20 protein-coding genes and 1 pseudogene are annotated in these 24,129 nt (G+C 69.0%); 13 read left to right on the top strand and 8 right to left on the bottom strand.

All coding sequences use genetic code 11. The features are described from left to right. Window positions 1–103 precede the first annotated feature (103 nt). On the top strand, window positions 104–1,258 hold the full coding sequence (gene argE, locus ACQ1W9_RS14705; protein ID WP_431024043.1) for an acetylornithine deacetylase: 1,155 nt from the start codon (window positions 104–106) through the stop codon (window positions 1,256–1,258). Window positions 1,259–1,271: 13 nt separating this feature from the next. After that, window positions 1,272–1,976, top strand: coding sequence for a glutamine amidotransferase (locus ACQ1W9_RS14710; protein ID WP_431024044.1), 705 nt, complete (start codon window positions 1,272–1,274; stop codon window positions 1,974–1,976). Here ACQ1W9_RS14710 and ACQ1W9_RS14715 read toward each other — a convergent pair. Together ACQ1W9_RS14715 and ACQ1W9_RS14720 are read right to left on the bottom strand one after the other, a co-directional pair. Then, entirely contained in the window at window positions 1,950–2,945 is a 996-nt protein-coding gene (locus tag ACQ1W9_RS14715) for a DMT family transporter (protein WP_431024045.1), read from the bottom strand. The two genes, ACQ1W9_RS14710 and ACQ1W9_RS14715, sit on opposite strands and share 27 nt — an antisense overlap. Window positions 2,946–3,067: 122 nt before the next feature. Further along, entirely contained in the window at window positions 3,068–4,771 is a 1,704-nt protein-coding gene (locus ACQ1W9_RS14720; protein WP_195861249.1) for a DEAD/DEAH box helicase, read from the bottom strand. 414 nt (window positions 4,772–5,185) lie between these two features. Here ACQ1W9_RS14720 and ACQ1W9_RS14725 point away from each other — a divergent pair, with 414 nt between their 5' ends. Both ACQ1W9_RS14725 and ACQ1W9_RS14730 read left to right on the top strand, forming a co-directional pair. Beyond that, a complete protein-coding gene (locus ACQ1W9_RS14725) occupies window positions 5,186–5,656 on the top strand; it encodes a YaiI/YqxD family protein (protein ID WP_346063889.1) in 471 nt (156 codons plus the stop codon). A 46-nt stretch (window positions 5,657–5,702) separates the two neighbouring features. Then, window positions 5,703–5,816, top strand: a pseudogene (locus ACQ1W9_RS14730) (DUF188 domain-containing protein); the annotation flags it as partial. A gap of 5 nt (window positions 5,817–5,821) precedes the next feature. On the opposite strand, the gene ACQ1W9_RS14735 reads toward ACQ1W9_RS14730, so the two are convergent. Both ACQ1W9_RS14735 and ACQ1W9_RS14740 read right to left on the bottom strand, forming a co-directional pair. Then, the gene (locus ACQ1W9_RS14735; protein WP_431024046.1) at window positions 5,822–6,826 is read right to left on the bottom strand and encodes a glutathione S-transferase family protein; all 1,005 of its coding nucleotides are present in this window, start codon (window positions 6,824–6,826) and stop codon (window positions 5,822–5,824) included. A gap of 88 nt (window positions 6,827–6,914) precedes the next feature. Continuing rightward, window positions 6,915–7,814, bottom strand: a complete 900-nt coding sequence (locus tag ACQ1W9_RS14740) for a LysR family transcriptional regulator (protein WP_431024047.1) — start codon at window positions 7,812–7,814, stop codon at window positions 6,915–6,917. A gap of 97 nt (window positions 7,815–7,911) precedes the next feature. Here ACQ1W9_RS14740 and ACQ1W9_RS14745 point away from each other — a divergent pair, with 97 nt between their 5' ends. The 3 genes from ACQ1W9_RS14745 (at window position 7,912) to ACQ1W9_RS14755 (ending at window position 12,300) form a co-directional block, all read left to right on the top strand. Next, a complete protein-coding gene (locus ACQ1W9_RS14745; protein ID WP_431024048.1) occupies window positions 7,912–8,763 on the top strand; it encodes a pirin family protein in 852 nt (283 codons plus the stop codon). A gap of 235 nt (window positions 8,764–8,998) precedes the next feature. Beyond that, entirely contained in the window at window positions 8,999–10,591 is a 1,593-nt protein-coding gene (locus ACQ1W9_RS14750; RefSeq protein ID WP_431024049.1) for a peptidoglycan DD-metalloendopeptidase family protein, read from the top strand. A 356-nt stretch (window positions 10,592–10,947) separates the two neighbouring features. Further along, window positions 10,948–12,300 (top strand): NarK family nitrate/nitrite MFS transporter, encoded by a 1,353-nt coding sequence (locus tag ACQ1W9_RS14755; RefSeq protein ID WP_431024050.1) that lies wholly within the window; start codon window positions 10,948–10,950, stop codon window positions 12,298–12,300. Between the two features lie 60 nt (window positions 12,301–12,360). Here ACQ1W9_RS14755 and ACQ1W9_RS14760 read toward each other — a convergent pair whose 3' ends face one another. Beyond that, window positions 12,361–13,302 (bottom strand): LysR substrate-binding domain-containing protein, encoded by a 942-nt coding sequence (locus ACQ1W9_RS14760; RefSeq protein ID WP_431024051.1) that lies wholly within the window; start codon window positions 13,300–13,302, stop codon window positions 12,361–12,363. A 121-nt stretch (window positions 13,303–13,423) separates the two neighbouring features. On the opposite strand from ACQ1W9_RS14760, the gene ACQ1W9_RS14765 reads away from it, so the two are divergent. The 5 genes from ACQ1W9_RS14765 (at window position 13,424) to ACQ1W9_RS14785 (ending at window position 17,401) form a co-directional block, all read left to right on the top strand. Continuing rightward, window positions 13,424–14,296, top strand: coding sequence for a pirin family protein (locus ACQ1W9_RS14765; protein WP_431024052.1), 873 nt, complete (start codon window positions 13,424–13,426; stop codon window positions 14,294–14,296). A 74-nt stretch (window positions 14,297–14,370) separates the two neighbouring features. Next, window positions 14,371–14,997 (top strand): isochorismate family cysteine hydrolase YcaC, encoded by a 627-nt coding sequence (gene ycaC / locus ACQ1W9_RS14770; protein ID WP_431024053.1) that lies wholly within the window; start codon window positions 14,371–14,373, stop codon window positions 14,995–14,997. A 239-nt stretch (window positions 14,998–15,236) separates the two neighbouring features. Then, complete coding sequence (locus ACQ1W9_RS14775) at window positions 15,237–16,178, top strand: pirin family protein (protein ID WP_431024054.1); 942 nt, start codon at window positions 15,237–15,239, stop codon at window positions 16,176–16,178. A gap of 30 nt (window positions 16,179–16,208) precedes the next feature. Beyond that, a complete protein-coding gene (locus tag ACQ1W9_RS14780; protein WP_431024055.1) occupies window positions 16,209–16,823 on the top strand; it encodes an NADPH-dependent FMN reductase in 615 nt (204 codons plus the stop codon). Continuing rightward, complete coding sequence (locus tag ACQ1W9_RS14785; protein ID WP_431024056.1) at window positions 16,820–17,401, top strand: antibiotic biosynthesis monooxygenase; 582 nt, start codon at window positions 16,820–16,822, stop codon at window positions 17,399–17,401. The genes ACQ1W9_RS14780 and ACQ1W9_RS14785 overlap by 4 nt, the downstream gene beginning before the upstream one ends. Window positions 17,402–17,459: 58 nt before the next feature. Here the strand turns inward: ACQ1W9_RS14785 and ACQ1W9_RS14790 are convergent, their stop codons facing one another. The 3 genes from ACQ1W9_RS14790 to ACQ1W9_RS14800 all read right to left on the bottom strand — a co-directional run bounded on the left by ACQ1W9_RS14790 (window position 17,460) and on the right by ACQ1W9_RS14800 (window position 21,696). After that, complete coding sequence (locus ACQ1W9_RS14790) at window positions 17,460–19,829, bottom strand: FdhF/YdeP family oxidoreductase (RefSeq protein ID WP_431024057.1); 2,370 nt, start codon at window positions 19,827–19,829, stop codon at window positions 17,460–17,462. Then, window positions 19,826–20,686 carry a formate dehydrogenase accessory sulfurtransferase FdhD gene (locus ACQ1W9_RS14795; protein WP_431024058.1) on the bottom strand — a complete coding sequence of 287 codons (861 nt, stop codon included), beginning with the start codon at window positions 20,684–20,686 and terminating at the stop codon, window positions 19,826–19,828. The genes ACQ1W9_RS14790 and ACQ1W9_RS14795 overlap by 4 nt, the downstream gene beginning before the upstream one ends. A gap of 110 nt (window positions 20,687–20,796) precedes the next feature. After that, window positions 20,797–21,696, bottom strand: coding sequence for a LysR family transcriptional regulator (locus ACQ1W9_RS14800; protein ID WP_431024059.1), 900 nt, complete (start codon window positions 21,694–21,696; stop codon window positions 20,797–20,799). A 311-nt stretch (window positions 21,697–22,007) separates the two neighbouring features. On the opposite strand from ACQ1W9_RS14800, the gene ACQ1W9_RS14805 reads away from it, so the two are divergent. Continuing rightward, the gene (locus ACQ1W9_RS14805) at window positions 22,008–23,861 is read left to right on the top strand and encodes an ABC transporter ATP-binding protein (RefSeq protein ID WP_431024060.1); all 1,854 of its coding nucleotides are present in this window, start codon (window positions 22,008–22,010) and stop codon (window positions 23,859–23,861) included. Window positions 23,862–24,129 lie beyond the last annotated feature (268 nt).

The following is a 24,129-nucleotide window of genomic DNA, read 5'->3' on the forward strand; positions in this document are numbered from 1 at the left end:
AGGATCATACCGTGCGCGCCGTCATCGCTCTCATGCCCTGGCCCCGCTGCCGGCGGCGGGGCGGCCGTGGTAGGCTGCTCCCATCATCGACAGGAGTCAGATCATGACCGCCAGCCAACTGCTCGAGACCCTGGTGGGTTTCGCCACCGTGTCCCGGGATTCCAACCTGGAGCTGATCCGCTGGGTCGAGGCCTATCTCGACGACCATGGCGTGCCCCACCAGCGCATCGAGAGCGACGATGGGCGCAAGGCCAACCTCCTGGCGCGCATCGGGCCCGAGGTCGCCGGGGGCGTCGTGCTCTCCGGGCATACCGACGTGGTGCCGGTGGACGGCCAGCCCTGGTCCAGCGACCCCTTCACCCTCACCGACAAGGGCGACGGCCGCCTCTACGGCCGCGGCACCTGTGACATGAAGGGCTTTATCGCCTGTGCCCTGGCCCAGGTGCCCGAGTGGGTGCAGCAGGACCTGCCGGTGCCCATCTACCTGGCCCTCTCCTACGACGAGGAGGTGGGCTGCATCGGCGCCCCGCGCATGATCGAGACACTCATGGCCGAGCATCCGCGCCCCGCGGCGGTGATCGTCGGCGAGCCGACCCTGATGCAGCCGGTGGTGGCCCACAAGGGCGCCACCAACCTGCGCACCACCGTCACCGGCCGCGCCAGCCACTCCAGCCAGGTCGACCAGGGGGTCTCGGCGATCCATGTGGCGGCGCGGCTGGTCACCTATATCGAGGAGGTGATGGCGGAGCTCAAGGCCGAGGGGCGCGTCGACGAGGCCTTCAACGTGGTCCACTCGAGCCTGCACGTAGGCAAGATCGCCGGCGGCACGGCGATCAATATCATGGCCCGGGAGTGCGTCTTCGAGTGGGAGATTCGCCACCTGCCGTCGGATCGCTTCGACGAGCTGCTGGGCCGGGTCGAGGCCCGGGCCGCCGAGCTCGAGGCCGAGATGCGCCAGCGGACGCCCCAGGCCGCCATCGTCACCGAGGCCCTCAACGAGACGGTGCCGGCGCTGGCCGACGACAATAACGCCGAGGTGCTCGAACTCTGCCAGGCGCTGCTGGGCGAGCGCCCCGCCGGGGCCGTGGCCTACGCCACCGAGGCGGGCCAGTTCCAGCGCCGGGGCCTGCCCACGCTGATCTGCGGCCCCGGCAGCATCGCCCAGGCCCACCAGCCGGACGAGTATATCGAGGTCGCCGAGCTGGAGACGGCCAGCCGCTTTATGGCGGCGCTGGGCCAGCACCTGACCACGGCCTGAGGAGGTGGCTTCCATGCCGCGACTACTGATCGTCAAGACCGGCGAGGCCTTCCCCGAGGTGGTGGAGGCCCATGGCGACTTCGAGGCGCTGTTCCGGCAGGCCCTGGCCCGGGAGGGCTTCTCGGCCGAGGTGTTCGACGCCCGCCATGAGTCGTTACCCGACCTGGACGAGGTCGATGGCCTCTATCTCACCGGCTCCCATGCCATGGTCAGCGATGCCGAGCCCTGGAGCGAGGCGCTCAAGCCCTGGCTGCGGGAGGCCCGAGCGCGGGACCTGGCGATGCTCGGGGTCTGCTACGGCCACCAGTTGATGGCCGCGGCCTTCGGCGGGGTCAGCGATTACCATCCGGCGGGGCGCGAGTCCGGCACCCGGGCGGTGACGCTGACCCGGGCCGGTCGCGAGGATGCCCTGCTCGGCGCCCTCCCCGAGCGCTTCCCGGCCCAGTTGACCCATGCCCAGTCGGTGCTCGAGGCGCCCAGGGATGCCATGGTGCTGGCCCGCAATGCCCACGATGCCCATCAGGCGCTACGTTACGGGCCCCGCCAGTGGAGCCTGCAGTTCCACCCGGAGTTCACCCCGGCGGTGATGCGAGCCTACCTGGTCCGCCAGGTGGCCGCCCTGCGCGACCAGGGCCAGGACCCGCAGGCATTGCTCGAGGCAGTGACCGCCACGCCGGAGGCGGGCTCGCTGTTAACGCGTTTCGCGCGTCTCTTGTAACTGGCCCGGCTGCTCGGCTAGCCCCGGCGAGTCGTTCCCGGCCTCCCGCTCGGCGGCCTCGGCGAGGGCCTGCTGCGGGTCCGGGGCGCCCTCGGCCACCTTGCGGCGCTGCCGCAGCAGGTCCAGCAGGCCGCTGCCCAGCAGGGCGGCGAGGATCAGGCCGCCACCGACGAAGGCCAGCGCCGGCGGCACCTCGCCGACCCAGGCCCACACCAGCAGGGTGCCCACCAGGGTCTCCAGCAGCATCACCAGGCTGGCCTCGGCCCCGGGCAGGTAGCGGGGCCCGGTCTGGATCAGGTAGTAGGCCGCCGGCAGGAATACCAAGCCCATCAGCAGCAGCGGCAGCAGGTCCGCCAGGGGCGGCAGCTGCATGCCGCCCAGGGCCAGGGCCGGCAGCAGCATCACCAGGCAGCCCAGGGGCAGGATCACGGTGGTATCCACGCCGCGCTGGGCGCTGGCCACGGTCATATTGACGGCGATCGACAACGGAATCGCCAGGGCCACCACCAACCCCAGGGGCGAGCCCTGCCCCACCTCACCGGCGGCCATCAGTCCCGCCCCCAGCACGCAGAGCAGGATCACCGCCCAGGTCTGGGCCCTCAGGCGCTGACCAAACAGCAACAGCCCCAGCAGCCCCGCCACCAGCGGCGCCAGGTTCTGGATCACCAGCACGTTGCCGGCGGCGGTCAGGCGCACCGCCGCCACGAACCCCCAGGCACTGCCGGCGAAGGCCAGCGGGCACCACAGGGCCGCCGGGCCGCAGGCGCGCACGGCCCCGGGCAGCCCGCGACCATAGCGGGCCAGGGCCACCGCGCCCAGCACCAGTCCCAGCAGCAGCGCCCGCCAGAACATAAAGACCTCCACCTCCACCTGGGTGGCCTTGACGAAGAGGGCGTCCGGGGAGAGCAGCAGTACCCCGGCCCCGGTGATCAGGTAGCCACGGGCGCGTCTCGAGAGTCCCTGCCACATGGCATATCTCCTTGATAAGCGGTTCCACCAGTCTCGCTGGTGACCAAAAAAACGCAGGCCGGGGAACGTCCCCGGCCTGCGTGGTTACGACCCGCCCGACGGCGGGGACGCCAGTTCAGGCGTTAGGCGCTATGGCGGCGGCGAATCGGCGCATCGCCATCCTGACGACGACGCGGGGCCCGCTCGGGGGCGCCACCGTCCTCGCGGATCTCCAGCTCGCGGCCGGCGACCCGGGCACGGGCCATCTTGGCCAGGATGCTCGGCGGCAGGGAGTTGGGCAGCTCCACCACCGAGAAGGCGTTGCGGATATCGATACGACCGATGCGCTTGCCTTCGATGCCCCCCTCGTTGGCCAGGGCGCCGACCAGTTGACCCGGCTTGACGCCGTCCTTGTGGCCCACGGAGACCCGGTAGCGGGTCATGCCCTCACGGGGGGCGCGATCGCGGGGCGCGCCGCGCTCGCCACGCTCACGGGGGGCACGCTCGTTGCGCTCGCGGGGCGCCGGCAGGCGACCGATGGGCGCCTCGTCGGCGCGGGCCAGGGCGGCCAGTACGCAGGCCAGCTCCACCGGGTCCTGGCCGTCGGCCACCAGGGCCTCCACCAGGGCGCGCTGTTCGTCGGCCCCCTGCACCAGGGCATCGCGCACGCGCAGCTGGAAGACCTGGTCGCGATGGGCGCGAATGGCGGCCTCGTCGGGCAGCGGCATCTCGCTCATCTGCTGGCCGGTGGCCTGCTCCAGCCAGCGCACCTTGCGGGTCTCGCGGAAGCCGGCGAAGGTGATCGCCACGCCGCTGCGACCGGCGCGGCCGGTACGGCCGATACGGTGGGTATAGGCCTCGCTGTCCTGGGGCAGGTCGTAGTTGACCACGTGGGTGATGCGCGGCACGTCGAGGCCGCGGGCGGCCACGTCGGTGGCGATCAGCACGTCCACCTTGCTGCGCTTGAGGCGGGTGATGGTGCGCTCGCGCAGGCTCTGGTCCAGGTCACCGGAGAGGCCGGCGGCGTTGACGCCGCGGGCGGTGAGCTGCTCCACCAGGGTGGTACAGGCGGCCCGGGTGCGCACGAAGACGATGGCGGCGTCCACCGGCTCGACCTCGAGGATGCGCGACAGCGCCTCCAGCTTGGCGGCACCCTCGACGCGCACCAGGCGCTGCTCGATGTTCTCGCCGGTGGTGGTGCGTGACTCGATGGCCACCTTCACCGGGTCCACCAGGTAACGGTCGACGATGCGCTCGATCTCCGCCGGCAGGGTGGCGGAGAAGAACACCCGCTGGGCGTTCTTGGGGGTGTCGGCGACGACGCGCTTGACGTCATCGATAAAGCCCATGCGCAGCATCTCGTCGGCTTCGTCCAGCACCAAGGCGGAGAGACCGTCGAGTTTGAGGCTGCCGCGATCCAGGTGATCGATCACTCGGCCGGGGGTGCCGACGACGACCTGGGCGCCACGCTTGAGGGCCCCCAACTGCTCGCGATATTCCTGGCCGCCGCACAGGGTAGCCACTTCCAGGCCCTGGAGGTTCTGGCCGTACTTGCTGAAGGAGACGGCCACCTGCTGGGCCAGCTCGCGGGTCGGCGCCAGCACCAGTACCTGGGGCTCGCGGCGGGTCAGCTCGAGGCGCGACAGCAGCGGCAGGGCGAAGGCGGCGGTCTTGCCGGTACCGGTCTGGGCCTGACCCAGCAGGTCACGGCCTTCCAGCAGGGCGGGAATGGTCTGGGCCTGGATCGGCGAAGGCTCGGTATAGCCCTGGCTCTCGATGGCGGAAAGGACAGCGGGGAGCAGTTCCAGCTCGGCAAAGCTGGAGGAAACGACGGAAGTCGAGGTCATTAATCACACCTTGATAGGCCGGCCGGGCCGGCAACGAAACATGGTGGCGTCTCTACCCCCAACACGTACGGGAGCATGCGGCTCGTGGCCACATCGACAACGGGGGTTGAGACGCCGGTCGCACCTGGCATTCGGTTCGTGGGAGGCGCAGCGTCGCGCTCTCTCCCGGGCGAACCGCTGTGGCGACCTTGATGCGCTTCGCCGGGGGCGAGGGCGCTCCATCTCCAAAAGCGACGCCGGCCGTTTGCCGGGCGTCCTGCAAAGCCTTGTCTCGGAGCGGTCATGGCGACACGCGGCGACAAGAACGATCCAATACGATGGTGGGGTCAACACATGCGAGGAGGGCGCATGCTACCATCGACCCCCCGGCGATGCCAGCCTTATCGCGATCCCGCCTGACTTCATGGAGCCCTTATGTCCCAGCCCTTATCGGCGGCCCAGCTCTGGGTGGATGCCGACGCCTGCCCCCGGGTGGTGCGCGATATCATCGTACGTGCCGCCGAGCGCACCGCCACCCCCACCTGGTTCGTGGCCAACCACAGCATTCCCCTGCCGCCGTCGAAGTGGGTGAAATCGCTGAGCGTGGCCAGCGGCTTCGACGCCGCCGACAACGAGATCGTCGAGCGCATCCAACCCGGCGACCTGCTGATCACCTCCGACCTGCCCCTGGCCCTGGAGGCCCTGGAGCGCGGCGCCAAGGTGATGACCACCCGCGGCGAGTCCCTGAACAAGGACAATATTCGCGCCCGGGTGCAGATGCGGGATTTTATGGAGACGTTAAGAGCCAGCGGCGAGCATACCGGCGGGCCGAAAGGCTATAGCGACGGCGACCGCCGCGAATTCGCCAATGCCCTGGATCGCTGGCTGGCCAGGAAAGGGGCATAAGCCCTATCTGCCCCCGGGGTGCAGATGCGCCTGATACAAGCCCTGCATGGAAACGCTATGCGCCAGCGGCGAGCATACCGGCGGCCCCAAGGGCTACTCGGACGGTGACCGCCGCGAATTCGCCAATGCCCTGGACCGCTGGCTGGCCAGGAAAGGGTAAGGCCCTTACCCCTTGCGGCGAATGCCGCGGCCCGGCAGGCGCTCCCGGTCATGGGGCCGCTCGAAGTCCAGCTCGGGCCCCTTGGGCACGATACGGGTAGGATTGATGGTGTCGTGGCTGTAGTAATAGTGGCGCTTGATATGGTCGAGGCTCACCGTTTCCCTGATCCCCGGCCACTGATAGAGCTCGCGCACATAGTTGGCGAGATTCGGATAGTCCTCGATGCGCTTCAGGTTGCACTTGAAGTGGCCGTGATAGACCGCATCGAAGCGCACCAGGGTGGTGAACAGGCGAATATCCGCCTCGGTCAGCCACTCCCCCGCCAGATAGCGATGCTCGGCCAGGCGCGCCTCAACCCGGTCCAGGGCCGCGAAGAGCGCCGTCACATGCTTCTCGTAGACCGCCTGGTCGGTGGCGAAGCCGGTCTTGTAGACGCCGTTGTTGATATGCTCGTAGACATCGTTATTGATGGCGTCGATGATCTCGCGCAGGTCCGCCGGGTAGAGGTCCAGGTCGTTGCCGGTCAGCATATCGAAGGCGTCGTTGAAGATGCGCAGCAGGTCCGCCGACTCGTTGTTGACGATGCGCCGCTCCTGCTTGTCCCACAGCACCGGCACCGTGACCCGCCCGGTGTAGTGGGAGTCGGTCAGGGTATAGAGCTCGCGATGGTAGGCGACGCCATTGACGGGATCGCCACTGGAGCCCTCGTCTTCCTTGTAGGTCCAGCCCTGATCGAGCATCAGCGGGCTGACATGGGAGGTGCCGATCAGCGTATCGAGCCCCTTGAGCTTGCGCATGATCAGGGTGCGGTGGGCCCAGGGGCAGGCCAGGGACACATAGAGATGGAAACGCTCCGCCGCCGCGGGCAGTGCCGCCTGGCCATCGGGGCCGGGGCGGCCATCGCGGGTCACCCAGTCACGCAACTGGGCGGATTCGCGCACGAACTCGCCGCCGTGTGTCTTGGTGTCGTACCACTGGTCGCTCCACTTGCCGTCGATCAAAAGGCCCATGTCACTCTCCTAGGGTTAGCTGCCGTTTTCTCCAGGATATTCCGATAAAATCGATCATCAAGCCCATAATTTCCGGAATTACTTTCGATTAAATCGAATCAATGTCGCAAAGCCTCACCGCTTCCGCCAGATTCGCCCCCATGGCCCGGGTAGCCGGCCCGGCCCGATCCCGGTCCCGGTAGATCAATTGCATGGGCACCTGACGAATGCCGCCGGCGGTCAGCGGCAAGGGGCGCAGGCGTCCGTTTTCCAGGGCCGCCTGGATGCGCGTTTCCGGTAACCAGGCGAAGCCCAGGCCCCGCTCCAGCATGCCGATGGAAGTATCCAGGTGGCTCACCGTCCAGCGCTGCTCGGCCTTGAGCCAGCCGGAATCCATCGACTGGCGCAGCGCCGAGTCGCGCACCACCAGTTGGCGATGCTGCACCAGGTCGCGCAGGTCCAGCTCGCGCCCCAGGTGATGCAGCGGATGCTCGGGGTGAGCCACGGCGATAAAGCGCACCGTCACCAGGGGCTCCCCCAGGAAGCCCTGGGCGGCCAGGCCCGTGACCACCAGGTCGGCGCGGCCGTCGTAGAGCATCTCGATGCCGCCATTGAGCACCGTCTCGTGGAGCTGCACCCGCACATGGGGGTAAGCGCTGGAGAAGGCCTCCAAGGCTCGGGCCAGGGCATCCGGGGGAAACAACTGATCCACCGCCAGCACCACCTCCGCCTCCAGCCCTTCGGCCAGGCGTCCCGCCACGTCCTCCAGGGACTCGGCGCTCTCCAGCAACTGTCGGGCGCGACGCAGCAGCATCTCACCGGCCTCGGTGAGGCGCACCTGGCGCCCCACCGGCTCCAGCACCTTGACGCCGAGCTGCTCCTCCAGCTTGTGCACCGCATGGTTGAGGGTCGAGGGGCTCTTGTGGATGGCCTCGGCGGCACGGGCGAAGCCGCCGTGATCCACCACCGCGGCGAGGGTCTGCCATTGGGCCAGGGTGACACGAGACATTTCGATTTCCTCGAATATTAACTGCGAATATATGCGCTTAATTTTCGAAAAAATAAGACTAATATGCCAGTCAGAGACTTCAACGGAGGCATACGACATGACTACCCCACGGCTTCGTCAAATCACCCAAGTACGCCGCAACCAGCCCAGCCAGGACGGCGCCGGGGTCAAGATTCGCCGCATCCATGAGTTCGGTGGCGGCATCGACCCCTTCCTGATGCTCGATGAGCTGGGCTCGGATCGTCCCGACGATTATCTGGCCGGCTTTCCGCCCCACCCCCACCGTGGCATCCAGACCCTGACCTATGTGCTGCATGGCGGCCTGACCCACGAGGATCACCTGGGCCACTCCAGCACCATCGCCGCCGGCGATGCCCAGTGGATGCATACCGGGCACGGCATCATCCACTCGGAGATGCCGCTCACCGACAGCCAGGGGCTGCACGCCTTCCAGCTGTGGCTCAACCTGGCCGCCGCCGACAAGCTGAGCCCGGCCACCTACCGGGACGTGCGCGGCGATGAGATGCCGCGGCTGACCCATGGTGGCGCCGAACTGATCGCCCTCGGCGGTCACTGGCAGGCCGAGGATGGCGAAGCCATCGATGGCCCCCTGGACGCCCTGGCGGGCCGAGGCGCGGTGGCCCACGCCAGACTCGCCCCGGAGAGCCGTCTGAGCCTGGCGGTGGAGGCGCCGACCCTGCTGGTGTATGTCTTCGCCGGGGAACTCGCGATCGGCGAGCGGCGTGTCGGCGCCGGACAGCTGGCCAGCCTGGGAGCCGGAGAGCACCTGGTGCTGGAAGGTGGCGAGTCGGGAGGCGAGGCACTGGTGCTGGCGGGCCATCCCCACGGCGAGCCCATCGCCCACTATGGCCCCTTCGTGATGAACACCCAGGCGGAACTGGAGCAGGCACTGCTCGACTACCGCAATGGCACCTTTATCGAAGGCTAAGCGAGCCTCGGCGAGCCCCCCGGCGCATCGGCAGCGACACCGTCATCAAGGGGTCATCGCTTCGAGGTTGCACCGAAGGTCAATTAGTTTATGCTAGCGGACCGCCTGATACCGGGCCTCCCAGGGGGAGGCCCGGGTTTCTGTTTGCATATACAGGCTAGGCAGGCTACACAGCATAGGGTATGGTTCTTGGGTTTTTTGGCACCCTTTTTCACTATTTTTACGGCCATTTTCTATGTTGCGAATCCTCCATTCGCTGCCCCGCACGCATAAGTTACTGCTGCTACCCGTTGCCACCATGGTTACCGTGCTGGGCGCACAGCAGATCTTCACCGCCATCGACTCCCGCGATGACGCTCGCCTGACCACCCAACTGATTTCCCTGGAAGAGAGCGCCGACGCCGCCGGGGTAGCCCTCCCCGATGCCCAAGGCGGCGACGACGCCTGGCACCGCGATACCCCCGCCCAAGAGCGCCTGCTGGCCCTGGCCCCTCGCTACGAGACCCTCCCCCTGGCCAGCGCAGAGGGTCCCGCCCGCCTGCATCCCGAGGCACTGCGGGTGGCCCTGACCCTGACTGCCCTGCGCCAGGGAGAGTGGGAAACAGCCACTTCCTACGATGATTTCGGCGACGGTCCCCTGGCGCTGTTCGACAGCGAACATATCTACCTGGAGGACGAGATCCAGGCCGAGGAGACCTTCGAGCCGCGCTGGGAGACCTACACCGTACAGCAGGGCGACACCTTCGCCGTATTGGCCCAGAGCCACCTGGGCATGGGCTATAGCGAGGCCCTGCACCTGCTGGAGGCGCTGCCGGATCAGAACGTCCTGGCGCGTTGGCGGGTCGGCAGCAGCTTCGACTATATGCTCGATGAAGAGGGCCAACTGCTGGCCCTGCGGGTGATGAAGAATGCTCGCCACGGCTACCTGATCGAACGCGACGACGAGGACCTCACCTTCGCCGTGGCCGATATCGAGCGCGCCAGCGAGGCCACCCAGCGCCTCTTCGCCGGCAGCGTCAGCGGCAGCTTCGCCCGATCGGCCCAGGCCACCGGCCTGAACACCCGGGAGGTGGCTCAGCTCACCAATGTGCTCTCCAGGAAGCTCGACTTTCGCCGCGATACCCGTCGCGGCGATCGCTTTCAGGTCCTGGTCGAATCCGACATGATCGACGGCCAACCCCTCGATTCACGGATCCTCGCGGTACAGTACGAGGGCGCGCGGATGGATCTCACCGTGGTTCGCAACAGCAGCGACGACCGCTTCTATACGCCAAATGGTCATGGGCTCGACCCCGCCTTCGAGCGCTACCCCTTCAACGGCAGCTACCGCCTCAGCTCGGGCTTCAACCTGCGTCGTACCCATCCGGTGACCGGCCGGGTCAGCCCCCACCACGGCACCGATTTCGCCATGCCCAGTGGCACTCCGGTCATTGCCCCGGCGGATGGCCGCGTCGAGAAGGTGGGTAACCACCCCGCCGCCGGCCGCTTCGTGGTGATTCGTCACGACAACGGCTACCGCACTCGCTACCTGCACCTCTCCCAGCCCCAGGTCAGTCGCGGTGAGCGGGTCGGCATGGGCGAGCAAATCGCCCTGTCCGGCAATACCGGGCGCAGCACCGGCCCCCACCTGCACTACGAGGTGATCGTCAACAACCAGCCGGTGGATGCCATGCGCGTCGAGTTGCCGGAGAGCCAACGCCTGGAAGGCGATGCCCTGGCCGCCTTCCAGCGCGAGTCCGAGCTGTTGCTGGCGCGCCTGGAAAGCGGCGAGACCGGCACCGTGCTGGCCAGCACGCCCCGCGAGGCACGCTCGGATAGCGATAGCTGATCCTCTGCCGTCACCCGGCACAACGCCCCGCTAATGCGGGGCGTTGTGCGTTTCAGGCACCATGCGCTGCGAGTGCGCCGCGCAGAGCCACCCTGCACCAACCTGGGCCATGCCCGCGCCTTTCCAACGCTCCCCCACCTCAGGAAAACTCCACAACAAATTGAATTAAAAGCACAAAACCAATTCCGGCAAGATGCTTGCAAAGATTGAGTACCTTGCTGGTAGGCGTAGACCAGGCTCCGCGGAGTACGAGTGCGTCGAACCGCCCTTCAATGACGAAGGTGCGACAGGGCAGTGGCCACGGCCGCCTGCCATGCCGCGATGTTCGAACCCGCTCACTCGACGAGGTCACTGCCATGGAACTTCGCAACAAGGCCAACAGGATCCGCCTGTTCAGCTTCAATACCCCACAGATGCGCGCCTTCCACTTCTCCTGGTTCGCTTTCCATCTCTGCTTCTTCGGCTGGTTCGGCATCGCCCCGCTGATGGCGGTGGTGCGCGAGGACCTGGCCCTCACCCAGACCCAGATCGGCAACACCATCATCGCCTCGGTGCTGATCACCGTGATCGTGCGCCTGGCGATCGGCGTGCTATGCGACAAGATCGGCCCCCGCAAGGCCTACAGCGGCCTGCTGGTGCTGGGCTCGATCCCGGTGATGAGCATCGGCCTGGCCGACAGCTTCGAGACCTTCCTGCTGGCCCGACTGGCCATCGGCGCCATCGGCGCCGCCTTCGTCATCACCCAGTACCACACCACCATGATGTTCGCCCCCAATGTGGTGGGCACCGCCAATGCCACCTCGGCGGGCTGGGGCAACCTGGGCGGCGGCACCACCCAGATCCTGATGCCGCTGATCTTCTCCGGCCTGCTGATGCTCGGGGTCAGCGAGACCCTGGGCTGGCGCCTGGCCATGGTGGTGCCCGGGGTGGTGCTGTTTATCACCGGCATCGCCTACTACCGCTTCACCCAGGACGCCCCGGACGGTAACTTCGACGAACTCCGCGCCCGCGGCGAGCTGGCCGAGGCCAACGGCGAGCACGGCGCCGGCCGGAGCTTCCTGGCCGCCGCCAGGGACATCCGCGTCTGGGCCCTGTTCCTGGTCTATGCCGCCTGCTTCGGGGTAGAACTGACCATCAACAATATCGCCGCCATCTACTTCTTCGATCACTTCGACCTGACCCTGGCCACCGCCGGCATGATCGCCGGGCTGTTCGGGCTGATGAATATCTTCGCCCGCACCCTGGGCGGCGTCTTCTCCGATCTCTTCGCCCGCCAGGGCGGCCTCAAGGGCCGGGTGCGCTGGCTGTTTATCGCCCTGCTCTGCGAGGGCATTGCCCTGCTGTTCTTCTCGCAGATGCACGTGCTCTCCTACGCCATCGGCATCATGCTGGTCTTCAGCCTCTTCGTGCAGATGGCCGAAGGCGCCACCTACGGCGTGGTGCCCTTCGTCAACAAGAAGGCCGTCGGCGCCGTGGCCGGCATCGTCGGCGCCGGCGGCAACGTGGGGGCGGTGGCCGCCGCCTTCCTGTTCCGCTCCGAGGCCATCACCTACCAGCAGGGGCTCTTCTACCTGGGCCTGGCGGTCCTGGCCCTGGCCTCCTGCGCCCTGCTGGTGCGCTTCTCCCCCGAGGTCGAGGCCGAGGAAGCCAAGGCCTACCGCGAGGCGGTGGGCGAGGACAGCGGTGCCGGCGCCCTCTCGCTGCGCTAAGCCGTCCTTCCCTGCAACGCTGCCAGCCGCCGCCTCAGGGCGGCGGCTTTCGTCTGCCCTTCAGGAAACGCCTTCCGCATTGATCAACGCCTCCGGGGTGGCGAAATCCTCCTCGGCGATATGCTCGTCCAGGAAGTCGAGCAGCGCCCGCACCGCCGGCAACAGCCCCCGGCGGGAAGGGAAGACCGCATGCAGGATCCCGCCCCGGGGTTCCCAGCCCGGCAGCACGTCGATCAGGCGCCCCGCCTGAAGATCCTGCGCCCCGACCAATAGCCCCAGCTTGACCACGCCGAGCCCTTCCAGGGCGGCGGCATGCAGGGTCTCGGCGCTGTCGGTGACCAGGCGGGGCCGGTGGGGAATCTGCGCGCTGGCGCCGTCGGGCCCCACCAGGTCCCAGCAATGGCGATGGTCATACTGCTCGAAGTCGAGGCTCGGCAGCTCGACGAGGTCCGCCGGCGTGCGCGGCCGTGGCCGGTCACCGAACAGGGCGGGGGCGGCCATCAGCCGCTGGGGACTCGCCGCCAGCACCTTCATGGTCAGGTCGCTGTCCTCCAGGGGCGGGAAGCGCACCCGGACCGCCAGATCGAAGCCCTCCTTGATCACGTCCACCCGCCGGCTGGTCGCCTCCACCTGCACCTCCACCTTGGGACAGCGCGCCATGAAACGCACCAGCAAGGGTGTGATCAGGTAGTGCAGCACGCTGGGCGAGCAGCTCAGCCGCACCGTCCCCTGGGGCTCGGCGCGATGGCGCTGGATCAGCTCCTCGGCGGCCTCCGCCTCCACCAGCATGGCCAGGCAGTGGCGATAGTAGGCCTGCCCCAGCTCGGTGACCGAGAAGTGCCGCGTGGAGCGCTGGATCAGCCGGGTGGCGAGGCGCTCCTCGAGCTGGGTGATACGCCGGCTCAGCTTCGACTTGGGAATGCCCAGGACGCGCCCGGCCGGGGCGAAGCCGCCATGATCCACCACCTGCACGAAGTAGTAGAGGTCATTGAGATCCTGCATCCTATTGTCCTATTATCGAAACGCTGAGTCTTATATTAGCCATCTACCGGGATCACCGTTCTTTAAATAGGCTTCCCATCATCGGGAGACAACTCTCCCATGCCTTGATAGGAACCATCAGATGAAGAAGATCCAAGCAGTATACGGTGCCCCGCATGGCCATTGGGTCGGCGATGGCTTCCCGGTGCGCTCCCTGTTCGGCTACGACCGCCTGGGCGCCGAGCATCTCAGCCCCTTCCTGCTGCTCGACCATGCCGGCCCCCATCGCTTCGGGCCTAGCCGGCACGTCCGTGGCGTGGGGCCCCATCCCCACCGGGGCTTCGAGACCGTGACCCTGGTCTATCAGGGCGCCCTGGAGCACCGCGACTCGGTGGGGAATGGCGGCCGGATCGGCGAGGGCGACGTCCAGTGGATGACCGCCGGTGCCGGCATCGTCCACGAGGAGTACCACGCCCCGGCCTTCGCCGAGCGCGGTGGCATCCTGGAGATGGTGCAGCTGTGGGTCAACCTGCCGGCCCGGGACAAGTCCGCCCCGCCGGCCTACCAGACCCTGCTCGACGGCGAGATCCCGCGTATCGACCTGGAGGGTAACGCCGGGCAGGTCAGGGTGGTGGCGGGCAGCTATCTTGATCGAGCGGGACCGGCGCGCACCTTTACCCCCATCAATGTCTGGGACCTGCGCCTGGTGGCCGGCGGCGACGCCCGGCTCGAGGTCCCCGAGGGCCATACCACCCTGCTGGTAGTGCTCGAGGGCACGCTGCTGGTCAACGGCGAGCGCATCGTCCGCGACGAGAGCGTCGTCGCCTTCGAGCGCCGCGGCGAGGCCTTCCACCTGGAGGCCAATAACGATGCCAAGCTGCTGCTGCTGAGCGGCGAGCCCCTTAACGAGCCCGTGGCGGGTCAGGGGCCCTTCGTGATGAATCACGAGGCCGAGCTCCACCAAGCCTTTGCCGACTTCCAGACCGGGAAGTTCGGCAACCCGAGGGGGTCATGAGCCGACGCATGACCCCACCCCTGCCCGGCGATGGTCGCCGGGCAGTCCCCTACGACCAAGAAGGGAGAACGACCATGTCCTATACCTACAATCGACTCGACAAGGATGACGTAGCCCTGCTGATGGTGGACCACCAGGCCGGCCTGCTGTCCCTGGTGCGCGACTACAGCCCGGACGACTTCAAGAACAATGTCCTGGCCCTGGCCGATATCGCCAAGTTCTTCGACATCCCCACCATCCTCACCACCAGCTTCGAGACCGGCCCCAATGGCCCCATCGTCCCGGAACTCAAGGAGATGTTCCCCCAGGCCCCCTACTTCGCCCGCCCGGGGCAGATCAACGCCTGGGACAATGAGGAGTTCGTCGCCGCCATCAAGGCCACCGGCAAGAAGCAGCTGCTGATCGCCGGGGTGGTCACCGAGGTGTGCGTGGCCTTCCCCGCGCTCTCGGCCCTGGAGGAGGGCTATGAGGTCTTCGTCGTGACCGACGCCTCCGGCACCTTCAACCAGACCACCCGGGACGCCGCCTGGGATCGCATGTCCCAGGCCGGTGCCCAGTTGATGACCTGGTTCGGGGTGGGCTGCGAGCTGCACCGCGACTGGCGCAACGATATCGAGGGCTTCGGCGGCCTGCTGGCCAATCATCTGCCCGCCTATGCCAACCTGATGCAAAGCTATAACCAGCAGAGTCAGCAAGGCTAACAAGCCAACCCGATGCCGACCCGATATGTCTCAGCAGAACCCGCTGGGCTAAACGGCGACCGGCCGGGACAAATCCCGCGCCCAGGCCATGCCGTCGGTAGCGCGTCGAGGGCTCGACCCATGACAAGGCCTGGAAGGGCCTATGCTAAGGGCCGAGCCCTTTGGCTCTGTACGAAAACTGCCTGCGCTCGCCGACTTTTCGTACAGAACCCAGTCTTTGTCCTCAGGAAACCCGAACCATGAGCAATCTCGTCAACGAACGCGAGCTCGCCAGCTCCCTCGACTGCCCCGTCGTCGACGGCAAGCGCCAGGTGCAGCACGTCACCCCGCATAGCGCCGAGGTGGGCGGCATCCCCGTCAACCGCGCCCTGCCCCGCCGCCAGCGCCGCCTGATCGGCGCCTGGTGCTTCCTCGATCATATCGGCCCGGCCGACTTCGCGGCGGACGAACCCGGCCTTCGGGTCGGCCCCCATCCGCATATCGGCCTGCAGACCTTCACCTGGATGATCGAGGGCGAGATCCTCCACCGCGACAGCCTGGGCACCGCCCAGGTGATCCGCCCCGGCCAGGTCAACCTGATGACCGCCGGCCGCGGCATCAGCCATACCGAGGAGTCGCTGTCCGGCGAGGCGACCCTCCACGCCGCCCAGCTGTGGATCGCCCTGCCCGAGGCGGACCGCCGCACCGACCCGCGCTTCGATCACTACCCCAGCCTGCCCCGCTGGCAAGAGGAAGGCACCGAGCTGACCCTGCTGGTGGGCGAGTTCGCCGGCCATAGCGCCCCGACCCTGACCTTCTCGCCCCTGGTGGCCCTGGACCTGGCCAGCCCCCGAGGCGGCCAGTTGCGCCTGCCGCTGCGCGGTGACTTCGAATACGGCCTGCTGCCCCTGGAGGGCGACCTGGAGATCGAGGGCGAGACCTTCGCCACCCATGAGCTGGCCTACCTGGGCCGTGGCCGCGACGAGGTGACGGTGACCCTGCCCGCCGGGGGCCGGGTCCTGCTGGTGGGCGGCGAGCCCCTGGGCGAGGAGATCCTGATCTGGTGGAACTTCGTCGGCCACAGCAAGGCGGAGATCAGCGAGGCCCAGCGCGACTGGGAGGCCGAGAGCCCCCGCTTCGGTAGCATTCCCGAGTTCGATGGCCCGCGGCTGACCGCCCCGCCGCTGCCCTGGAAGGCCTGACCCACTCTCGCCCTCGGTCAAGGAGACCCCATGAGCGATACCCCTGCCCCCCGCATCCTGGTCTTCGCCGGCAGCACCCGGCGCGGCTCCCATAACACCCACCTGGCGCGACTCGCCGCCGAGTACCTCGAGCGCCACGGCGCCCGGGTCACCCGGATCGACCTCAAGGACTACCCCCTGCCCCTCTACGACGGCGACCTGGAGGCCGCCGAGGGCCTACCGCCCCAGGCCCGGCGCCTGCAGGCCCTGCTCGCCGAGCACCAGGGGCTGCTGATCGCCTCGCCGGAGTACAACGGCTTCCCCACCCCGCTGCTCAAGAACACCCTGGACTGGATGACCCGCCCGGACGGCGAGCGCAGCGGCCTGGCCCTGTTCGCCGACAAGGTGGCGGCGGTGGTGGCCGCCTCCCCCGGGGCCCTGGGCGGCATGCGCAGCCTGGGCCTGACCCGCCAGCTGCTGGGCAACCTCGGCGTGATGGTGCTGCCCAACCCCCTGGCCCTGCCCCGCGCCGCCCAGGCCTTCGGCGAGGATGGCGACCTGGAGGACGCCGCCGTGCGTCAGCGCCTGGACTCCCTCTGCCGGCGACTGGCCAGCACCCTGAATCGCCTGCACCCCGCCGATGACACCACTGGAGAAAGCCCATGAGCGACGCGACTCAGCCCCCCGAGGGAGCCCACTGCGAGGGCGCCACCCTGCGCATCCATCACCACATCAAGCCCGAGGCCCATGAGCGCTACGAGACCTGGCTGCGCCAGATCATCGAGACCGCCGGGCGTTTCCCCGGCCACCAGGGGGTGCATATCCTGCGCCCGCCGGCACAGGGCCAGGACTACGAGATCGCGGTGCGCTTCGCCAGCGAGGAGGATGCCCGGCGCTGGCGGGAGTCCAACGAGCGCCGCGAGCTGCTGGCGGCGATCCAGCCGGAGCTCGCTCAGGACGAGCACCTGGAGATCCTCAGCGGCATCGACTACTGGTTCACGCCCCCGGAGTCCGGCGCCAGGGTGCCGGTGCGCTGGAAGCAGTGGCTGATCACCACCGCGGTGATCTGGCCCCTGACCATCCTGGTGCCGCTGCTCTGGTGGCCGCTGTTCCAGGCGGTGCCAGCCCTGGAGACCTGGGGCCTGCGCCATGGGCTGGTGGCGGCGACCATCGTCGCCCTGGTGGTCTATGTGGTGATGCCGCGAGTGGTGCGCCTGGTCTCGACCTGGCTGCATCGCCACTGACCAAGCCGAGCCAGGCCAGGCCCTGTCGCGCCCTCCACCCAAGCCACTGACCTCACCATTACGCCAGGCGGCGGCTGGGCACCAGTTGTACCGCCACCGCCTTGGCCACCGGCGTATCGCTGCCCTCGCCCACCCGCTCCAGGGGCATCAACGCATTGGTCTCCGGGTAGTAGGCGGCGCAGCAGCCCGGCGGGGTGTCATAGGCCACCAGGCGGAAGGCCAGCGCCCGGCGCGGCTCGCCCTGGTAAGACTCACCCAGCAGGTCCACCCAGTCGCCGGCGCGCAGCTCCAGCCGCGCCAGGTCGTCGGGATTGACGAAGAGCACCCGTCGCTGCCCCTTGACCCCGCGATAGCGGTCGTCATAGCCATAGACGGTGGTGTTGTACTGATCGTGGCTGCGCAGGGTCTGCAGGGTCAGCCAGCCCGGGCGCCCGGCCAGGCGCTGGTGCATCACCGCCTCGGGCAGGGCGCCGGCGGCGAATTCGGCGGCCCCGGAGGCGGTGGGGAAGTCGCGGTGGCGGGCCAGGTTGTCGAGGATAAAGCCGCGGGGCGCCGCCAGGCGGGCGTTGAAGTCCGCGAAGCCGGGAATCACCGCGGCGATCTCGTCGCGGATGCGGTCGTAGTCCGCCACCAGGGCCGCCCAGCCCACCACCGCCGGGTCGATCCCACGCCGCGGCAGCACCCGGGCCAGGGTCGCCGCGGCGATTCCGGCGACGATGGCCGGCTCCGAGCGCAGCGCCGGCGAGGCCGGCGCCAGGCGCCCGGCACTGGCATGCACCGCCGACATGGAGTCCTCGACGCTGATGCGCTGGGGTCGTCCCTCGGGACCCTGGCGATCGATCTCGCTGCGCCCCAGGCAGGGCAGGATCAGCGCCTCCCGCCCGGTGATCAGGTGGCTGCGATTGAGCTTGGTGCTGATCTGCACCGTCAGCCCGGCCCGGCGCAGGGCCGCCTCGGTACGCGGCGTATCCGGAGTGGCCCGGGCGAAGTTGCCGCCCAGGCCGATAAAGACCTCGGCCTGTCCGGCTTCCAGGGCCTGCAGGGCGCCCTTGGTATTGAACCCGGGGCGGCGCGGCATGGGCACCCCGTAGCGCGCCTCCAGGGCATCCAGCAGCCAGGTCGGCGCCGTCTCATCGATGCCCATGGTGCGGTCGCCCTGCACATTGGAGTGCCCGCGTACCGGGCAGGCGCCGGCGCCAACACGCCCGACATGGCCGCCCAGCAGCAGCAGGTTGATGATCTCGCGTACCGTGGCCACCGAGTGCTCGTGCTGGGTGATGCCCATGGCCCAGGTGATGATCACCCGCGGGGCGCCGGCGTAGATCTCGGCCAGGCGCGCCATCTCCTCGCGGTCAACGCCGGCCTGGGCCTCCAGCGTTGCCCAGTCGCAGGCCAGCACCGCCTCCCGCCAGGCCGCGTAGCCCCGGGTGTGGGCCTCGATAAAAGCGCGATCCGGCGCGAAGCTGCCCGCCGCCTGCCTGGCGAAGAGCGCCTTGGCCAGGCCGCGCAGCAGCGCCATATCGCCACCCAGGCGCGGCTGCACATAGTGGCCGGCGATGGGGTGGCTGCCGGCGTGCAGCATCTCGCTCTTGCGCTGGGGGTCGGCGAAGCGCTCCAGGCCCCGCTCACGCAGGGGATTGATGGCCACGATGGTGGCGCCCCGCTCCGCCGCCCGGCGCAAGTCCCCCAGCATTCGCGGGTGATTGGTGCCGGGGTTCTGGCCCAGCACGAAGATGGCATCCGCCGCCTCGAAGTCCTCCAGGCGCACCGTGCCCTTGCTCACCCCCAGGCTCGCCGTCATGCCCAGGCCGCTGGCCTCGTGGCACATATTGGAGCAGTCGGGGAAGTTGTTGGTGCCGAACAGGCGCACGAACAGCTGGTAGAGGTAGGCGGCCTCGTTGCTGGCCCGCCCCGAGGTATAGAAGAGCGCCCGATCCGGGTCGTCGAGGCCGGCCAGGCGCTCGGCGATCAGCGCGAAGGCGGCGTCCCAGCCGATGGGCCGATAGCGATCCGTGGCGGCATCATAGTAGAGGGGCTCGACCAGACGCCCCTGGGCCTCCAGGCGGCAGTCGTCCCAGCCCAGCAGCTCGCTCACCGTATGGCGGGAGAAGAAGTCACGGCCCACCCGCTTGGCGGTGGCCTCCCAGGCCACCGCCTTGGCGCCGTTCTCGCAGAACTCGAAGGCGGCGCCATGGGTGGGGTCGCCCCAGGCGCAGCCTGGGCAGTCGAAGCCGTCGGCCTGATTCATGGCCAGCAGCGCCCGCACCCCGGTCAGTGGCGCGCCGCTTCGCGCCAGTTGGCGGCCGACGCTCTTCAGCGCGCCCCAGCCCCCGGCCGGGCCGGCATAAGGGGCCAGCGAGGGGGTGCCGGCCAGGCGCTCCTCGGTCAGCGGCAACTCCACCGCGGGTGGGGGGGCGTCTCGGCTCATAACAAGTCCTCCTCATTATCGGGGGCCTGGCCGCTAAGCAGCTCCAGGTCGCGGCCGCGGTGGCAACAGATCAGGTTGAGGTCACAGGCCCGGGCCACCTCCACCGCCATATCGGAGGGCAGCGCCAGGGTGGCCAGGGTGGCGACGCCGGCACGCACCGCCTTGTGCACCAGTTCCAGGCTGCAGCGGCTGGAGACCAGCAGGGCCGCGAAGCGCTGCCCCGGATCCGCCGAGCGACGCAGGCCTTCGCCGATCACCCGATCCAGGGCGTTATGGCGGCCGATATCGCGACCCACGGCCAGGGGGCGGCCCCGCGCGTCCAGGCCCAGGGCGAGATGCAGGCCCGGCGCCGAGTGCGCGCCTAGGGCCTCCAGGCCGCGCCGCAGGGCCGCCGCCGGCAGGGGCGACCGTGCCGGCAGGCGGCGCAGCCCGGCCAGTAGCTGGCCCTCCTCGGCCAGGCCGCAGGCGCCGCAGCTGGAGAGCGAGGGGCCGGCGCGACGCAGTTCCAGGGCCTGAGCCTCCAGGCGCGATGCCACCGAGAGGTGCACCGCCAGCCCGTGGCGCAGTCGCGCCAGACGCACCTCCGTGACCTGGTCGGCCCGGCTGATCCAGCCGGCGGTATAGGCATGGCCCAGGGCCAGGGACTCCAGGGACTCCGGGGTCGCCAGCAGGGTGGCCATGGGGCTGTCGTTGAGCAGCAGGGTCAGGGGCGCTTCACAGGGGCCGCACTGGTCGCGCAGCGGCCGCCGGCGGCTATCCCGATAGGTCGAGGCACTATCGCAGATGGCCCGGCGGCGCCGGAGTGGCGCCACGGCAGGCATCGGGGTCGTGGCCAGGGAAGTCGCGGCGATAGGCATCGGGGGTCGCTCCGGGGACAGCAACGGATGCCGGCAGCCTACCCGGGGGCATTGCTCCCTCGCCAATGGAGGCTGGCGATCCCATCATAGATGTCATCTATCAAACGGCCTCAGGAAGAAGCCGGCCAGGCCGCCAGCACCTCCTCCAGCAGGCGACTGCGCGGCCGCTGGGGCCGCCACAGCAGGCCGACCCGGTCCCCCGGCCCCGGCAGTCGCCGGGCACGGATCCCGGAAGCGGTGGCCGGCAGGCAGTCCTCCGGCAACACGCCCACCCCCAGCCCGGCCCCCACCAGCGCCAGCAGGGCGGCGATGGAGTTGGCCTCCAGTTGGGGTTCCAGGGACTCGTTCAGGGGCGCTGTCGGGGCTTCCCCCGGGGACTCGCCCTGCGCCTGGAGCCGCGCCGCCAGTAGCTGGCGGTTATGCATCTCCGGGGTCAGCAGGCAGAGCGGATAGTCCCCCAGGCTCGCCCAGTCGGGCGCCTCGGGGAGGCGGAAGTGGTGCGGCGAGGCGAGCAGCGCCGGCTGCTCCTCGTGGAGGGGGCGATGGGCGAAGCCGGCCATGGCCGGGGCGTCCAGGTAACCCAGCACCAGGTCCAGCTCGCCGTTCTCCAGCCCCTGGGCCAGGCGTGGCGTGGCCAGTTCGCGCAGGCGCACCCGCAGCCGCGGATGGGTCGCCCGCAGGCTGGCCAGCGGCTCGGCCAGGGCGCCCAGGGCGGTGGGGATCACCCCCAGGGTCAGGCGCCCGGTAAGGGGCGCGCCCGGGGCCAGCTCGCCGCGCAGCGCCTCGAACTCACCGAGGATGCGCCGGGCATGGCCCAGCACCCGCTCCCCCTCCGGGGTCAGCCCCTCGTAGCGGCGCCCGCGGCGAATCAGCCGCACCCCGAGCTCCTCCTCCAGGCCGCGCAGCCGCGCCGAGAGGGTCGGCTGGGTGACATGGCAGGCCGCGGCGGCGCGGCCGAAGTGACGCTCCCGGGCCAGGGCGGCCAGGAAGGCGAGTTGACGATGATCCAAGCATCACCCCCTCGGGGTATCAATGATAGACGAGCCCTATGATGCCAGAGGCGGGCCCACTCGCCAGTGCTCCCTCCCCCAGCGTTGGTATAGCCAAGGGGCGCTGGGGACAGGGCAGAGCGGGGGTCCTATGCCAGGGATGGCATCGGTAGCGCCCAGGGAGGGGTTCACAGCGCCCCGCGATGGCCTGCCCCCAGGATAGCCCCAGGCCTCAACAAGGGGAGAACGCTAACCGCAAATAGCCCTATGCACCGCGCCCTAACGCTGGGCTCTGCTACACTCGGCCCTTCTGTTCTGCCGGAGTCCTCGCCTTGTCGGCCCCGTCCCCGCCCACGCCCCCCGCCAACCCCTTCGCCGGCTTCTTCGGCGTCTTCCGCTATAGCCGCCGGGCGATTCGCCTGGTGTGGGAGACCTCGCGGCCGCTGACCCTGGGCCTGGCGGTCTGCACCCTGGTGGCCGGGGTGCTGCCGGCGGTGGCGGCCTGGCTCGGCCAGTTGATCGTCGATGCGGTGGTGGCGGCCATGGCGGCGCATCGGGAGAGCGGCCAGTCGCCGACCCTCGCCAGCCTCTGGCCGGTGCTGCGCTATGTGCTGGCCGAGGCCGGGGTGATCGCCCTGATCGCCCTGGCCCAGCGCGGCCTCTCCGCCCAGCAGTCGCTGCTGCGCGCCCAGCTGGGGCACAAGGTCAATGTGATGATCCTCGAGAAGGCGGGCCGGCTGTCGCTGGCCCAGTTCGAGGATTCGGAGCTCTACGACCAACTGACCCGGGCCCGCCGCGAGGCCTCCACCCGCCCCCTGGCGCTGGTCAATAAGACCTTCGCCCTGGGCCAGCACGGCATCTCCCTGGTCAGCTTCGGGGTGCTGCTGGTGGGCTTCTCGCCCTGGGCACTGTTGATCCTGGTGGTGGGCGCCCTGCCGGTGTTCCTCTCCGAGGCCAAGTTCTCCGGCGACGCCTTCCGGCTGTTCCGCTGGCGCTCGCCCCAGACCCGCATGCAGATGTACCTGGAGACGGTGCTGGCCCGCGAGGACAGCATCAAGGAGGTGCGCCTATTCGGCCTGGAGCCGCTGCTGCTGGGCCGCTATCGGGGCATCTTCGAGACCCTCTATGGCGAGGACCGCCGGCTGACCATTCGCCGCGACAGCTGGGGCTTCCTGCTCGGCCTGCTGGGCACCCTGGCCTTCTACGGCGCCTACGCCTGGGTGGTGATCGAGACGGTGGATGGCGCCCTGACCCTGGGCGAGATGACCATGTACCTGATGGTCTTCAAGCAGGGCCAGGCGGCGCTCTCGGCGGGACTCACCGCCATCGGCGGCATGTACGAGGACAACCTCTACCTCTCCAACCTCTACGAGTACCTGGAGCAGCCGGTGGAGCGCGACGACGGCACCCTGACCGCGGGCGTGCGCCCCGGCGACGGCATCCGCTTCGAGGGGGTCGCCTTCACCTACCCCGGCGCCGAGACCCCGGTGCTGGCGGGCATCGACCTGCACCTGCACCCGGGGCAGAGCCTGGCCCTGGTGGGCGAGAACGGCTCCGGCAAGACCACTCTGATCAAGTTGCTGACCCGCCTCTACCCGCCCTCGGCGGGGCGCATCCTGCTCGACGGCAGCGACCTGCGCGACTGGGACGTGCGGGCCCTGCGCCGGCGCATCGGGGTGATCTTCCAGGACTTCGTGCGCTACCAGTTGCAGGTGGGCGAGAACCTGGGGGTGGGCGACGTGGCCGCCTTCGAGGACGAGGCCCGCTGGCAGGCCGCCGCCCGCCTGGGCCTGGCGGACGCCTTTATCGAACGCCTGGGCGGCGGCTACCGCACCCAACTGGGGCGCTGGTTCAAGGGCGGCCAGGAGCTCTCCGGCGGCCAGTGGCAGAAGATCGCCCTGTCCCGGGCCTATATGCGCGAGGAGGCCGATATCCTGGTGCTCGACGAGCCCACCGCGGCCATGGATGCCGCCGCCGAGGCGGAGGTCTTCGCCCGCTTCCGCGAGCACAGCCAGGACAAGATGACCATCCTGATCTCCCACCGCTTCTCCACGGTGCGCGCCGCCGACCAGATCCTGGTGATCGACCGCGGCCGCATCATCGAGCGCGGCACCCACGCCGAGCTGCTGGCCCGGGACGGCCGCTACGCCACGCTATTCCGCCTCCAGGCCAAGGGCTACCGCTGAGCACTTATCGGTTGACGCTTAATCAGAGAGCCTTTACAAGTAAGAGGGTCGTATCCTGGATGCGACCCCCGACCTCAATCGAAACGCTCAACCGAAGAGCCCGTCTCATGCCCTGGCAGCCCCGCGTCACTTCCCCGGCCGAGTCGCATCGCATTGCCCATAATGCGATGCGAACCCGCCGTTGCCGCCTGCCAGAGACCCCCTGAGACGATCCTGGCCGCGGCACGTGCCGCGGCCAAGCGATCACCTGCCAGACCGGTATCCCCTG

Source organism: Halomonas sp. H5 (assembly GCF_050613175.1).
Taxonomy (GTDB): Bacteria; Pseudomonadota; Gammaproteobacteria; order Pseudomonadales; family Halomonadaceae; genus Bisbaumannia; species Bisbaumannia salifodinae.

Excerpts from the sequence above, each read along its gene's own strand:
- ACQ1W9_RS14725 (WP_346063889.1), top strand. The coding sequence starts at position 5,186 with ATGTCCCAGCCCTTATCGGCGGCCCAGCTCTGGGTGGATGCCGACGCC.
- argE (WP_431024043.1), top strand. The coding sequence starts at position 104 with ATGACCGCCAGCCAACTGCTCGAGACCCTGGTGGGTTTCGCCACCGTG.
- ACQ1W9_RS14790 (WP_431024057.1), bottom strand. The coding sequence starts at position 19,829 with ATGAGCCGAGACGCCCCCCCACCCGCGGTGGAGTTGCCGCTGACCGAG.
- ACQ1W9_RS14735 (WP_431024046.1), bottom strand. The coding sequence starts at position 6,826 with ATGGGCCTTTTGATCGACGGCAAGTGGAGCGACCAGTGGTACGACACC.
- ycaC (WP_431024053.1), top strand. The coding sequence starts at position 14,371 with ATGTCCTATACCTACAATCGACTCGACAAGGATGACGTAGCCCTGCTG.
- ACQ1W9_RS14720 (WP_195861249.1), bottom strand. The coding sequence starts at position 4,771 with ATGACCTCGACTTCCGTCGTTTCCTCCAGCTTTGCCGAGCTGGAACTG.
- ACQ1W9_RS14775 (WP_431024054.1), top strand. The coding sequence starts at position 15,237 with ATGAGCAATCTCGTCAACGAACGCGAGCTCGCCAGCTCCCTCGACTGC.
- ACQ1W9_RS14750 (WP_431024049.1), top strand. The coding sequence starts at position 8,999 with ATGTTGCGAATCCTCCATTCGCTGCCCCGCACGCATAAGTTACTGCTG.
- ACQ1W9_RS14785 (WP_431024056.1), top strand. The coding sequence starts at position 16,820 with ATGAGCGACGCGACTCAGCCCCCCGAGGGAGCCCACTGCGAGGGCGCC.
- ACQ1W9_RS14795 (WP_431024058.1), bottom strand. The coding sequence starts at position 20,686 with ATGCCTATCGCCGCGACTTCCCTGGCCACGACCCCGATGCCTGCCGTG.
- ACQ1W9_RS14755 (WP_431024050.1), top strand. The coding sequence starts at position 10,948 with ATGGAACTTCGCAACAAGGCCAACAGGATCCGCCTGTTCAGCTTCAAT.
- ACQ1W9_RS14765 (WP_431024052.1), top strand. The coding sequence starts at position 13,424 with ATGAAGAAGATCCAAGCAGTATACGGTGCCCCGCATGGCCATTGGGTC.
- ACQ1W9_RS14710 (WP_431024044.1), top strand. The coding sequence starts at position 1,272 with ATGCCGCGACTACTGATCGTCAAGACCGGCGAGGCCTTCCCCGAGGTG.
- ACQ1W9_RS14780 (WP_431024055.1), top strand. The coding sequence starts at position 16,209 with ATGAGCGATACCCCTGCCCCCCGCATCCTGGTCTTCGCCGGCAGCACC.
- ACQ1W9_RS14715 (WP_431024045.1), bottom strand. The coding sequence starts at position 2,945 with ATGTGGCAGGGACTCTCGAGACGCGCCCGTGGCTACCTGATCACCGGG.
- ACQ1W9_RS14760 (WP_431024051.1), bottom strand. The coding sequence starts at position 13,302 with ATGCAGGATCTCAATGACCTCTACTACTTCGTGCAGGTGGTGGATCAT.
- ACQ1W9_RS14740 (WP_431024047.1), bottom strand. The coding sequence starts at position 7,814 with ATGTCTCGTGTCACCCTGGCCCAATGGCAGACCCTCGCCGCGGTGGTG.
- ACQ1W9_RS14745 (WP_431024048.1), top strand. The coding sequence starts at position 7,912 with ATGACTACCCCACGGCTTCGTCAAATCACCCAAGTACGCCGCAACCAG.